The following is a 13,483-nucleotide window of genomic DNA, read 5'->3' on the forward strand; positions in this document are numbered from 1 at the left end:
TAGCCCCGTTGTTACAGTATGTGATCAATTCTGCTGTTACGGAAAGTTGATAATGCGCTGAGAGTTGGTTTAAGCTCTAAAATCATTTTTTAATCCGAAATAGAGGCTTCTCAATGCAAAGTAAATCATCGATAAAGTCCATCAATATGACTTTACTTTGCTTGACGGCATGTATTTGTCAAAATCTTTATGCAGAAGCAGGTTCTACGGAACCTGTTTTACTTCCGACCTTAAAAATAGAAGCCACACGTACCGATACCGACTGGTTAACAACCCCAGCATCGGTCTATCGTATTGAACAAAAAAATAATGAAAATAATCTTGCGGTTAATTTATCTGAAATCTTGAAAGGTGTACCAGGTCTACAACTGAATAACCGTGAAAACTATGCACAAGATTTACAACTGTCTATGCGTGGTTTTGGTGCGCGTTCTACTTTTGGGGTACGTGGGATTCGTTTATATGTCGATGGCATTCCTGCCACCATGCCTGATGGTCAGGGGCAAACCTCGAATATTGATTTAAGCAGTCTAGATCACATTGAAGTCTTGGGTGGGCCATTTTCATCATTGTATGGTAATTCTTCTGGCGGTACTGTTTTAACCAGCACCAAGCAAGGTGAAGGGCGTGATTCAATCGAGTTAGGTTATTCAGGTGGGAGTCATCATAAAGGTCGTGCCAATATGACCTTACAAGGTGGCGCAGATAAAGCAGGAGAGCCAAGTTATGTGGTGAGTTCTTCTTATTTTGATACCGATGGTTATCGTGACCATAGTGCAGCGCGCAAAGTTTTAAGCAATGCCAAACTGACTTGGGATTTAGAAGATGGTTCTAAAGTGAACTGGATTGTGAATCATGTGGATATGAATGCCGATGATCCACAAGGTTTAACCCGAGAGCAATGGAAAGCCAATCCCAAACAGGTGAATGATGCAAAAAATATTTATGATGTCCGTAAAGAGATTAATCAAACCCAAACAGGACTAACGTGGACGAAACCGATTAATGACCAACATGAGCTTTATACTATGGCTTATGCGGGACATCGTGAAGTTACTCAATATCAATCCATTCCAAACACAGCTCAAGCCAATCCGCGTCATGCAGGTGGTGTGATTGATTTTAGCCGTGACTATTACGGGACTGATCTGCGTTGGACGGGTAAAGATTTACTACCAAATACACGTTTTACCGCAGGATTTGCTTTTGATGCCATGGATGAAGACCGTCAAGGCTATGAAAACTTTGATAGTGCAGGAAATTATGGGGTAAAAGGCAAGTTACGCCGTGATGAAAATAATACCTTATGGAATTTAGACCCATACCTACAAGCGTCTTGGCAGTTTTTACCCACTTGGCGCTTAGACACAGGTTTGCGTTATAGCAATGTGCATTACCAATCTAAAGATCACTATATTCAAGGGACAAATGCTGATGATAGTGGTAAGACTGACTATGACAAGCTATTGCCTTCCGCTGCATTCACTTGGGAAATAAGCCCTCAACTGAGCACGTATCTGAGTTATGCCAAAGGGTTTGAAACACCAACATTTACTGAAATGGCCTACCCAACCACAGGAACGTCTGGAATTAATTTTGCTTTAAAACCTTCAAGCAGTGACAATTATGAACTGGGTTTAAAAGCACAAAATCTTCTTGGTAATTTTACCGCAGCAATTTTCCACAGTGAAACTCAAGACGATATTGTTTCAGCAGGAACATTGGATGGTCGATCGACCTTCCAGAATGCCGATAAAACTTTGCGTCAGGGTGTGGAACTGTCATGGAATAAAAAATTATGGCGTGATTTGACGGCACAAGCCAGTTATAGCTATTTAGATGCAACATTCGATGCCGATATTCCCAATACTGATCCTCAAAAAGTCGTTTATAGCGGTAACTACATTCCGGGTGTCGCAAAGAATCAGGCTTATGTTGCTTTGGGCTGGCAGCCTGAAACGGGCTTTAATGCGGGCATCGATGTGCGTTATATGGATAAAATTTATGTCAATGACACCAATAGCGATGTAGCACCTAGCTATACCGTAACCTCGGCAAATATAGGCTATATCTGGAAAAATAATGATTGGAAAGTGCGTAGTTATGCACGTATCGATAACATGTTTGATGAAAACTATGTCGGTTCAGTGATTGTCAATGATGCTACTCAGCCGAAAGGTCGATTCTTCGAACCCGCAGATGGAATGAGCTGGAGCACGGGTTTAAGTATCACCAAAGCATTCTAAGGAGCAAAAAAGTGTCTTTATTATTTGAACCGATTCAGTTTGGTCAGTTAGAACTCAAGAATAGAATTGTGATTGCCCCAATGTGTCAATACTCTGCAACCGAGCAGGGCGAAGTGACTTATTGGCATGAACAGCAATGGGCGAATTACGCATTGTCTGGGGCAGGGTTATGTGTAATTGAGGCAACAGCTATACAGCCAGAAGGTCGTATTAGTTATGCTGATTTAGGACTATGGAATGATACACAGCGTGATCAAATTAAAACATTACTGACAAAAGTCAAGACACTTTCGCCTATGCCTTTTGCCATTCAGTTGGCGCATGCAGGCAGAAAGGCATCTACGGATAAACCTTGGGATGGCAAAGGTCAATTTAGCCCTGATCAAGCGCATGGTTGGCAAACTGTTTCAGCCAGTGATATTGCATTTAATGATCATGATCATGCGCCACAGGAACTGTCAAAAAATGGCATCCAAAAAATTATTCAAGATTTTAGCAATGCGGCGATTCGTGCGGTTGACGCGGGTTTTGAGTTAATTGAGTTACATGCAGCACACGGTTATTTATTACATCAGTTTATGTCGCCTTTAGCCAATAAGCGCAGTGATGAATATGGCGGTTGTTTTGAAAACCGTATTCGGATGGCGATAGAAACATTTCAGAGCATGAAAGCCGCTGTTCCTGAAAATTTCCCCATTGGTGTACGTCTTTCTGCCCAAGATTGGTTTAAAGGAGGCTGGTCGTTAGAAGAAACCGTTGCATTGTCGAAACAATTAGAAAATTTAGGCGCAGTTTATATTCATGTTTCGAGTGGGGGATTACATGCCCAGCAAGACATTAAAATAGGTGCCAATTATCAAGTAGCATTTGCTGAAGCAGTCAAAAAAGTGCTTCATATTCCAGTGATTACGGTGGGTTTAATTACTGAAGCTGAGCAAGCAGAAAGTATTCTTGCAAAGGGGCAAGCCGATGCGATTGGTCTGGCACGTGCGCTGCTTTATGAGCCACGTTGGCCTTGGCATGCTGCTGCAACATTGGGTGCGAAAATTGAAATTGCACCACAGTATTTACGCTGTCAACCACATGGTGTGAAGTCACTGTTTAAACCCTTTCAACACTAAAGTTTGGGTGCAGAAAATGGCAGGAATGAAATTGATTGAGGTCTTTTGGAAGATAGGAAGTTGCTGTGGTCTTAACTGTTATTTTACCAATATGCCTGCTGCTTCTACTGGGATTTATTTGCGTAAAATTTGAATTTATTTTACCTGAGCATATTCAAGGTTTAAGTCAGTTTGTTTTTAAAATCGCATTACCTGCATTTTTACTGCAAGCTTTAGCCAGTAAACGTTTTGATGAAATTTGGAATCCCAGTTATTTCATTGCTTATGGTGGCGGTTCACTGATTATTTTTGCTTTGGCTTTTCTTTTGTATCGCAAATATTTTCAATGCCGTTTGACTGAATCTGGGGTGTTGGCAATGGGTGCATCCATGTCCAACACAGGTTTTATTGGCACAGCGATACTGACGATGTTGATTGGGCAGCATGCCGCAATCTATCTTTCTTTGACCTTGATGATTGAAAATTTACTGATTGTGGCATTAACTTTAGTCATTGCTGAAGTGGGAATGCAGCAACATCAAGTGACCTCCCAGTTGCTTAAACAAACCTTATATAATGTCATTAAAAACCCCGTTATTTTGTCTATTGTGTTGGGAATGTTTTGTGTCATTTTGAATATTCAGCTGCCATTTTACGTGGTTCAAGTTTTAGAGATGTTAGGTAAAACAGCATCTCCAATTGCGTTGTTCGTGATTGGGGCAAGTTTGGTCGGGATGAGTTTAAAATCACTGAATATACAAAGTGTAATTTTAGTCACGTTTAAAATTGTACTGATGCCACTGACGATTTTTGTTTTATTCAGTATTTTACCGAATGTCAGCCAAGAAATGCTTTATGCAGGGACGTTACTTGCTGCATTACCCATGCCCATTGTGTTGGGTATTTTGGGGCAAAATTATGGACTGAGTGATAAAGCCTTAACTGCTTTAATGTTAAGCACCATATTGGGTTTTATTGGCATCAGTAGCCTGATTGCACTTTGGTGGTAAATTCGGGTGACAGTAAAAAGCCCCTGATTTAGGGAATACCAGCCAGTTAAGAAATTGACTGGCTTTTTTATTTTAAATTCATGCTGTTATTCGATACGCGTAACTGTCATCCGCAACTGTTCGAGGCAAGACTACTTTGAAACAGTAAGGTTTCTGAGATTAATTGATTAGTAAAAGGTATTTGACGAGTTTTGCGGATGACAAATGCCTTTGGTTACTTTGGGCTTATCCAAAGTAATAAATGAGCTTCCAGTATTTGATTTAAAAATATAAGACTCCGTCGTGAATAACTAAAAAGCTAAGGACTTTATTTCTAAAACCCTTAACTGACTGGCATTACCTCATTTAGAGGGGCTTAATTAATTTAGCTGTTTTATGGGTTGAGACGCTTTAGCTTTTCTTTTCAGCTTTTGGCGGGTTTTTTGCTGTTTCAGCAATCATTTTATCCACCACCGCTAAAGACTCTTTTGCCTGAGGCACATTTTCTTTTGCTAGCGCCGAGAAAATCTTTTTCGCTTCTACAAGATTTTGTGGAACGATCTTACCATTGGTAAACATATTGCCGACAGCCATCAATGCTGGAATATAGCCGTTTTGTGCTAAGTCCTGCATGCCTTTTAAGCCTTGTTTAATTGATGCTTCATTTTTAGTTTTAAAGCCTAAACTAATGTCATATAAGGCTTTAGCATGGATTGCCTGATAGTTATCCTTTTTAATTAAAGGGTCTAACTTTTGCAATGCCAATTTATCTGATGCAGGCGTACCTTCAGCAAAAAGCAAAACGGCTAAATCGACAGTAGCATCATCAAAACCTTGTTTAGATGCTTTTTCTAAATACTGTTTGGCTTTATTGATGTCTTGTTTAAGACCCAAAGTACCCGCCATATAGTTTTTGCCTAATACATAGTTGGCAACAGGGTAGCCTTTATTGGCAGACTCTTCGTATAGCTTGATCGCCTTTTTTTCATCTTTGGCGGTGCCTTGACCTGTTTGCGTGAGGTAACCTAAATTATAGATGGCCTGCGGGTTGCCCGTTTTTGCTAATTTATCCAGTTCTTGATATGCGCCCTTCATATCCTTGGCTTTGACCATGGTTTCAATTTTGGCAAAGGCAGGGTCGATAGATGTTTTTGCCGTTTCTGCCAAAGCAAAATTTGAAGATAATGCGATGATACTAGCAAGTATGATTTTTTTCATAGTATTAAAAACCTTTTATAAACATGCACATAATTCCATTTATGTGTTTATGGGGTATAGGGAAGACTCAAGTACAACATCATAAGTTTAATTATGTGAATGTAAATATATGATTTGTGTATTGCAATAAAATTTCGTAGCTATTTGCATAATGAATGTTAAATCAGTGTGAAGAAATGTTCACTTTTGCTTGAAAGCTTAAGTTAAAAATTGAAGTTTAATCTGCTTAGGTCAAATGAGTATCAGAATGAACTTTGCTTTTTAGCCAATTTTTGTTTAAATCTCGGTTGAATTTTATAGCGAGTAGATCCATGTTCATTAAAGGTATTAAGCGTAACTATTTAAAAGTAAGTCAGGATGAATCTATTGCTGATGAAGATAAGATTGATGCGTTATTAATGAAATTGGGTGCGGAATTTTTAGTGAGTAAAGAAGATCGGGTCTATATTTTTGAAAAAGACGGTCATACTGCAAAATTTGATGCAAAGCATGCACGTGCTTTTCATTTTAAAGATTATGTGATTAAAGATATGAATAAGTTGTTTCATAATTTTTAATAGACGTAATTTTCTATTTTTAAAAGTATTAAGTTAAATGTGTGCTCATTGAAAGTTTGAGAATTTCAATGAGTTCTTCATCCATATAATGATAATCGTCAGGAATATCTAGAACAATAATTGTCTTGTGTTTCAATTGCTTTGAAAATTTTTCCTGCAAATTTTATTTGTGTTTGTATTCCATCACCGCAATCAGATCTGCCCAAACAATATCTTTGGCTGACACTAGAGTTTTGCCTATTTACTGGTTTCCGCTGAGCGTGTGTGTATCCAAAGCCAACGCAAAATCGTTCCCTTGCGTGGCAGTACCACTCAGGACTACGCCATTGGTTACGGCTACAGATAAATAGGTAGTTAATGGTGATTCCTCAAAATTTTGATTGTTTTCATTGATCTGTCTGAATGTTTTTTAACTTAAAGCATTTGGCTATGTACTCTTCATTCAAATTATATAACATAAAATTGAAGGCTCTTTTTCCTAAGATTAATTGAGGCATATTCAAATATGATAAAAATACTGTCAATCTTATTTATAAGTTTAGTTTGTTCAATGACAAGTTTAGCAGGGCAGCCAAAACTTGTTCCTCATGCAGTAAACTTGAAAAACGGGACGCATTTTTCTTTAAATCTCCCGCCAAATTACGAAATCATTCCAGCGGCAGAGGGCTTAAAGCGAGTTCGTTTTTTCGCCAAATCCCCCGAGGGCAGAATGTTTATCACGGATATGCACGATTTGACCGACAATAAAAAAGGCATCGTTTATATTCTGGATGAATGGAATGCTGAAACGGGTCAATTCGGAAAAATCATTCCTTATATGACAGGCTTAAAGAATCCAAATTCAGTCCAGTTTTATACCGACTCTGAAGGACAAGATTGGTTATATTTAGCTGAAACCCACCAACTCACCCGACGAAAATTTACCCAAGGTGAAATTAAACCCACGAGTAAAGCCGAAGTTTTGGCTACCTTTCCTGATTACGGTTTAAGCTATAAATATGGTGGCTGGCATCTAACGCGGACGATCGAAGTCGGTGGAAACGGGAAAATTTATGTTTCAGTTGGATCAAGTTGCAATGCTTGCACCGAGAAAGAAAAAGTTCGAGCGACCGTTTTAGAAATGAATCCTGACGGTTCGGAACAAAAGATTTTCGCCAAAGGCTTGCGCAATGCAGTCGGTTTGAAATGGATCGGTAAATTTTTATTTGCCACCAATCAAGGCGTTGATCATTTGGGTCATAATCAACCGAATGAAACTTTTTATGCACTGAAACGTGATGCAGATTATGGTTGGGCTTCGTGTTATTCGTCGAATGGTAAAATTTTTGCAGATCCAAAATTCAAACGTCCGTCAGGTTGTAAAAATGTGTTGCCTCCCTATGCCTATTTCCCTGCGCATTCATCGGCGCTTGGCTTTGATTATTTTGATCAGACAAGTACTGATGACATGATCAAAAATTCTTTTTTAGTTGCTTTGCATGGTTCAACTGATGCATCGATTGGTCATGGGTACAAAATTGTGATTATGCGTAAAGGACAAAAACTACAGACATTTATGGATGGATTTTTAGTGGGTAAAACTGTGTATGGCCGCCCTTGTGATATCTATCGAATTGATGATCAATCATTCTATTTTTCAGATGATCAGGGAGGGGTGGTTTATTATGTAAAGAGGAAAGATTAGTCTTATTCCTATCATTTCAACTATAGGAATAAGTTGTTTCAGGAATGTTTTTGAATGTTTATATGCTTTCAGATAGACTAAATTTATATTTCTAAAGATGTTAAGGCAACACTATGCTTGAAAGCATTTGGATCGAAAATTTTAAAAGCTATAAAACTGGTCAAACATTACCTTTAGCACCGATCACTTTAATGATTGGCGCAAATGCTTCTGGTAAGTCAAATGCGATTGAAGCTTTTCGCTTTTTAAGTTGGTTTGCTGGCGGTGAAAAGCTTTCTACGATTCAAAATAGAATAAATGATTCAGAAAAAATATTTCGTGGAGAGATAAGGGATTTATTTTGTAAGGATGAGGATATATTTGGTTTAGGCGCTTCACTTTCAAAAAATTTGATTGCTAATTTTGAAAATTGGAATTTTTCTATAGAATTAAATAACTTTGAAAATTTAAAAGTGAAAAGTGAGGAACTTATTTTAAGAAATAATCAAGAAAAGTTCTTTGAGATTAGTGAAAATAGTAATGCTTTTAAGCCTTTATTTAGTTCAAATCCTGCGACTTTGATTGCTAATGAATTTATTTCTCAAAACAAACTTTTTATTCCAAAATTTCAAAGAAATGGAATCTTAATAGATGAGTTATCATCTAATGTAGATAGTGATAGTTCAGTATTAAAAATTGTTGATAATATAGTTGATGAGCAACTCAAACCTTATTTAGAAGATAAAGATAATATCAATCATTCTGATGCACTTATGCTAAATATTGACTTTTTATTAATGAGAGGCATTTTTTCTGTTTTTGTTTCTTTTTATGACTTTATACCATCAGAAATGCGTAAGGAAAGTGCTATTAGTAGTCGATTACGTCAAAATGGTCAAAACTTATCTGGGGTTTTATATAAGTTATGGGAAAATAAAGAAATTGACTATAAAGCTGATATTTTAAAATTTATTAGTAGCTTACCTGAGCAAGATTTTAAAGGGTTAAAATTTTATAAAGATCATCGTGATCGTATTGAATTGGCATTAATTGAAAATTTTGGTGGTAAAGAACAAGAGTGGAGCATTGAATTACTTTCGGATGGAACATTACGCATTTTAGGTATTGCAGCTGCAATATTATCTGCCCCAAATGGTTCAACGATAGTTATTGAAGAAATTGACAATGGAATACATCCGTCGAGAGCAAAATATTTATTAGAAACAATGTTTTATTTTGCGGAAAAGAAAAAATTAAGATTATTATTGTCCACTCATAATCCTGCATTAATGGATGCTTTGCCAGATAAAGCTTTGGGTGATGTTGTATTTGCTTATCGTGACCCTAAAGAAGGTGATAGTAGGTTAGTTCGGCTATCAGATTTAGATGATTATGTCGGCTTAGTCTCACAAGGGCCTTTAGGTGAATTAGTCACTCAAGGAATTGTCGACCGTTTTGTAAAAAATCCAATTTCAAAAGAAGATAAAAGGCAAAAAGCACTTTCTTGGTTAAATGAAATGCGTGGAGCATCAAATGAGTAGTATTTGTTTGATTGATACGAGCATTCTTTTAAATATTTTAGATGTACCAAATAGGAATAATGAACGAGAAGAAATCTGGGAAAAGTTTTACGAATATATTGATTTAGACTGTAGTTTTATTATTCCGATGGCTGTTGTGATTGAAACAGGAAATCATATTGCTCAAAATGGTGATGGAAATACTCGACGTGAAGTTGCTGAAAGATTTGTTGAAACGTTAGAAAAAACATTTACTGGCGAAGCTCCATTTCGCATAGCGGATTGGGATACTCAAGAAAAAATTAGAGAATGGTTACATGAGTTTCCAGCACATGCTCAGCGTAATAAATCGCCTACAAGGACTAGCGAAGGAACTAGTTTTGGAGATTTAAGCATAATCAAAGAGTTCGAAAAAAGTTGCTCAAAGTTTTCAATGAGTGAAATTTTTATTTGGTCATTAGATGATGATTTAAAAGCATATCATCAAAAACAATCTTAAAAACTAGCCCTCAAAATTGAGGGCTAACTTGAAAAATATTACTGCGGACGAGCCACATCACCATTTAAACTTTCAGGTAAAGCTAAAATGGTTAAGCCCAGTTCTTCAAGTGCGGCAGGTTTTGCCACAACCAATGCTTTGTAACCACCATCAATGGCAATACTGTTGACGATTTGGATATCCTTATTCAATTGAGTTGCAGGGGCAGGAACATCACCTGTACCTTGAACAAGGTGCAACCAACTTTTTGGTTTTGCCTTAAACCAAAGACGCGCAATAATTTCCTGACCAATATAGCAGCCCTTGTCATAATGCACGCCTTCACGCTGATGCAATCGCAATTCTTGCGGTTGAAACAGTTCCGCAGTGGTTGCCGAAATCCAAGCTTGACCTGCTTCAATCGCTTGCAGTTGCCATACATTAACATCTGTTTCAGTCGGGCTAAAATCAGTGCTGTCATCATTTAAAGTGGGGAAAACCTGTGCCGCTTGTTCCAATTTCATCTTAGAAAATGCACCAAATTTTTTAATATGTTTGGCAAATTCTTCACTTTGATCTTGTGTTGTGACAATTTCAAAACTTTCAGGATTAAGCTTTGTTAACCATAAACCAAACTGAATCCGACCTTTTAAACTACAGATCGCGGTATAGCGCGTCACGTTCTCAGCCAAAGCTGCAACGTTGAGAGTGACTTGTCCTTGCAGGAATTTTTGTGCATCCACACCGTTTAGTGTGAATGAGGAAAAAGCTAAATTGCTCATTTATCGCTCACCAATACTGAATCTAATACTAAAGAATTAGCCTGATTTTCCACTATTTTGCAGAAAAAAGCACATTTAGAGTAAATATTAAAAAATATATGTAACCAAGTATTTCAAAAACCCCTGTTTTTATATCTAACTATATGAAATATATACGATTTGGGAAATGGCTTTTTGAAAGCGTACAATGCCTACGAACCGATTGTGACTAGTCATCAAAAAAACATGCAGTAAAAAAATGAGTCAAGAGGCAAGTACGCTATGAATAACAATTATCGTAAACCACTGAGTGGAACCCAGCTCGAATATTTTGATGTACGCCAAGCCGTAGAAGATATTCAGCCAGGCGCATATGCAAAACTCCCATATACCTCAAAAGTACTTGCAGAGCAGCTCGTACGCCGTTGTGACCCTGCTATTTTAGAACAATCTTTAAAAGAACTGATTGAGCGTCGTCAAGAGCATGATTTTCCTTGGTATCCTGCACGTGTAGTCTGCCATGACATCCTTGGACAAACAGCATTGGTTGACCTTGCAGGTCTGCGTGATGCGATTGCCGACCAAGGCGGCGACCCGTCTAAAGTCAATCCTGTTGTACCGACCCAGCTCATTGTCGATCACTCATTGGCTGTAGAATTTGGCGGTTTTGACCCAGATGCTTTTGAGAAAAATCGTGCCATTGAAGACCGTCGTAATGAAGACCGTTTCCACTTCATTGAATGGACTAAAACAGCATTTGAAAATGTCGATGTGATTCCTGCGGGTAACGGCATCATGCATCAAATTAATTTAGAAAAAATGTCGCCAGTGATTCAAAACCGTGGTGGCGTGGCTTATCCAGATACGTGTGTGGGCACAGACTCGCATACCCCACATACCGATGCACTCGGTGTAATTTCAATTGGTGTCGGTGGTTTAGAAGCTGAAAATGTGATGTTGGGCCGTGCATCGTGGATGCGTCTACCCGACATTATTGGTGTGGAACTGGTTGGTCAGCGTCAAGCCGGCATTACCGCAACAGACATCGTTTTAGCATTGACTGAATTCTTGCGTAAAGAACGTGTAGTCGGTGCGTACCTTGAGTTCTTTGGTGAAGGTGCGGACAGCATGTCGGTGGGAGATCGTGCGACCATCTCCAACATGACGCCTGAATATGGCGCGACTGCGGCAATGTTCTACATCGACCAAAACACCATTGATTATTTGACTTTAACGGGTCGTGAAGCGGATCAAATTAAACTGGTTGAAACCTATGCCAAAGAAATGGGTCTTTGGGCATCGGAGATGAAACAAGCAGAATATCCGCGTGTGCTGCATTTTGACTTGTCTACTGTGACTCGTAATATTGCAGGGCCATCGAATCCACATGCACGTGTATCAACCAGCGACTTAAAAGCCAAAGGCATTGCAGGTGTGGTTGAGCACCGTACCGATGGTTTAATGCCTGATGGTGCAGTGATTATTGCTGCGATTACCTCATGTACCAATACCTCAAACCCACGTAATACTGTTGCGGCAGGTTTACTGGCACGTAAAGCCAATGAATTGGGTCTAACGCGTAAACCTTGGGTGAAATCCTCTTTTGCACCAGGTTCTAAAGCTGCGGCTTTGTATTTGGAAGAAGCAGGGGTATTACACGATTTAGAAAAATTGGGTTTTGGTATTGTAGCCTATGCATGTACCACATGTAACGGTATGTCTGGTGCGCTAGATCCAAAAATTCAACAAGAAATTATTGATCGTGATTTATATGCAACTGCGGTGCTTTCGGGCAACCGTAACTTTGATGGTCGTATCCATCCTTATGCAAAACAAGCATTCTTAGCGTCTCCGCCATTAGTCGTTGCTTATGCCATTGCAGGCACCATTCGTTTTGACATCGAAACTGATTCACTCGGTAACGATAAAGATGGCAACCCAATTTACCTCAAAGACATTTGGCCATCGGACGAAGAAATTGATGCTTTGGTGAAAGTCGCTGTGAAGCCTGAACAGTTCCGTAAAATCTATATTCCGATGTTTGATTTGGGTGTCAATGAAAAAGCGGCAAGTCCACTGTATGACTGGCGTCCGCAAAGTACTTATATTCGTCGTCCGCCATATTGGGAAGGGGCTTTGGCTGCACCGCGGACTTTAGCCAATATGCGTCCACTGGCAATTTTAGGTGACAACATCACCACCGATCATTTATCACCATCGAATGCGATTGTATTGGACAGTGCTTCGGGTGAATATTTGGCAAAAATGGGTGTGCCTGAGGAAGACTTTAACTCCTATGCAACACACCGTGGTGACCACTTAACCACACAACGTGCGACGTTTGCTAATCCGAAATTGTTCAATGAAATGGTTCTTCGTTCAGATGGTACGGTGAAACAAGGTTCTAAAGCACGTGTAGAGCCTGAAGGCGAAGTCATGCGCATGTGGGAAGCGATAGAAGTTTACATGAACCGTAAGCAACCTCTGATTATTATTGCGGGTAAAGACTATGGTCAGGGTTCAAGCCGTGACTGGGCTGCTAAAGGTGTGCGTTTGGCAGGTGTGGAAGCGATTGTGGCCGAAGGTTTTGAACGTATTCACCGTACCAATTTGGTCGGTATGGGCGTATTACCGCTTGAGTTTAAAGCAGGTGTAGACCGTAAAACTTTAAAGCTAGATGGTACTGAGCTGTATAGCGTGATTGGTAACATTGCACCACGTTCTGACCTGACTTTGGTGATTGAGCGTGCCACTGAAGATGGACGTGATGAAATTGTAGAAGTGGCTGTGACCTGCCGTTTAGACACCGAAGAAGAAGTGCATGTGTATGAAGCGGGTGGTGTATTGCAGCGCTTTGCACAGGATTTTTTAGAAGGGAATGTGGCGTAAAATTTTTGGTCTAATCATGTCCCTCTCAAATTCTAAAGCTGTATAAGGAATGAGAGAGGGAG

Annotated in this window: 10 protein-coding genes and 1 pseudogene; 8 read left to right on the forward strand and 3 right to left on the reverse strand. The window is 39.1% G+C overall.

Features of this window, described 5'->3' with window-relative positions; all coding sequences use genetic code 11:
- The first annotated feature begins 113 nt into the window (after positions 1-113).
- From BLV99_RS11410 to BLV99_RS11420, 3 genes are all read left to right on the forward strand, one after another.
- The gene (locus tag BLV99_RS11410; RefSeq protein ID WP_092690737.1) at positions 114-2,246 is read left to right on the forward strand and encodes a TonB-dependent receptor; all 2,133 of its coding nucleotides are present in this window, start codon (positions 114-116) and stop codon (positions 2,244-2,246) included.
- 11 nt (positions 2,247-2,257) lie between these two features.
- Positions 2,258-3,367, forward strand: a complete 1,110-nt coding sequence (locus tag BLV99_RS11415) for an NADH:flavin oxidoreductase/NADH oxidase (protein WP_092690740.1) — start codon at positions 2,258-2,260, stop codon at positions 3,365-3,367.
- Positions 3,368-3,432: 65 nt separating this feature from the next.
- Complete coding sequence (locus tag BLV99_RS11420; protein ID WP_092690743.1) at positions 3,433-4,356, forward strand: AEC family transporter; 924 nt, start codon at positions 3,433-3,435, stop codon at positions 4,354-4,356.
- A 390-nt stretch (positions 4,357-4,746) separates the two neighbouring features.
- Here the strand turns inward: BLV99_RS11420 and BLV99_RS11425 are convergent, their stop codons facing one another.
- A complete protein-coding gene (locus BLV99_RS11425) occupies positions 4,747-5,553 on the reverse strand; it encodes a tetratricopeptide repeat protein (protein ID WP_092690745.1) in 807 nt (268 codons plus the stop codon).
- A 311-nt stretch (positions 5,554-5,864) separates the two neighbouring features.
- On the opposite strand from BLV99_RS11425, the gene BLV99_RS11430 reads away from it, so the two are divergent.
- Positions 5,865-6,110: a hypothetical protein gene (locus BLV99_RS11430; protein WP_092690748.1), complete on the forward strand. Its 246-nt coding sequence runs from the start codon at positions 5,865-5,867 to the stop codon at positions 6,108-6,110.
- A gap of 28 nt (positions 6,111-6,138) precedes the next feature.
- Here BLV99_RS11430 and BLV99_RS18485 read toward each other — a convergent pair.
- Positions 6,139-6,469 (reverse strand): annotated as a pseudogene (locus tag BLV99_RS18485) (protein tyrosine phosphatase).
- Between the two features lie 146 nt (positions 6,470-6,615).
- Here BLV99_RS18485 and BLV99_RS11440 point away from each other — a divergent pair.
- The 3 genes from BLV99_RS11440 to BLV99_RS11450 all read left to right on the forward strand — a co-directional run bounded on the left by BLV99_RS11440 (position 6,616) and on the right by BLV99_RS11450 (position 9,792).
- On the forward strand, positions 6,616-7,794 hold the full coding sequence (locus BLV99_RS11440) for a PQQ-dependent sugar dehydrogenase (RefSeq protein WP_092690751.1): 1,179 nt from the start codon (positions 6,616-6,618) through the stop codon (positions 7,792-7,794).
- A gap of 113 nt (positions 7,795-7,907) precedes the next feature.
- Positions 7,908-9,314 (forward strand): AAA family ATPase, encoded by a 1,407-nt coding sequence (locus tag BLV99_RS11445; RefSeq protein WP_092690754.1) that lies wholly within the window; start codon positions 7,908-7,910, stop codon positions 9,312-9,314.
- Complete coding sequence (locus BLV99_RS11450; protein ID WP_092690756.1) at positions 9,307-9,792, forward strand: hypothetical protein; 486 nt, start codon at positions 9,307-9,309, stop codon at positions 9,790-9,792. Before BLV99_RS11445 ends, BLV99_RS11450 begins: the two co-directional genes overlap by 8 nt.
- 38 nt (positions 9,793-9,830) lie before the next feature.
- On the opposite strand, the gene ygfZ is transcribed toward BLV99_RS11450, so the two are convergent.
- On the reverse strand, positions 9,831-10,553 hold the full coding sequence (ygfZ, locus tag BLV99_RS11455; RefSeq protein ID WP_092690760.1) for a CAF17-like 4Fe-4S cluster assembly/insertion protein YgfZ: 723 nt from the start codon (positions 10,551-10,553) through the stop codon (positions 9,831-9,833).
- Positions 10,554-10,814: 261 nt separating this feature from the next.
- On the opposite strand from ygfZ, the gene acnD reads away from it, so the two are divergent.
- Positions 10,815-13,421, forward strand: a complete 2,607-nt coding sequence (acnD, locus tag BLV99_RS11460) for a Fe/S-dependent 2-methylisocitrate dehydratase AcnD (RefSeq protein ID WP_092690762.1) — start codon at positions 10,815-10,817, stop codon at positions 13,419-13,421.
- Positions 13,422-13,483 lie beyond the last annotated feature (62 nt).

This window comes from Acinetobacter kyonggiensis (assembly GCF_900107285.1).
GTDB lineage: Bacteria > Pseudomonadota > Gammaproteobacteria > Pseudomonadales > Moraxellaceae > Acinetobacter > Acinetobacter kyonggiensis.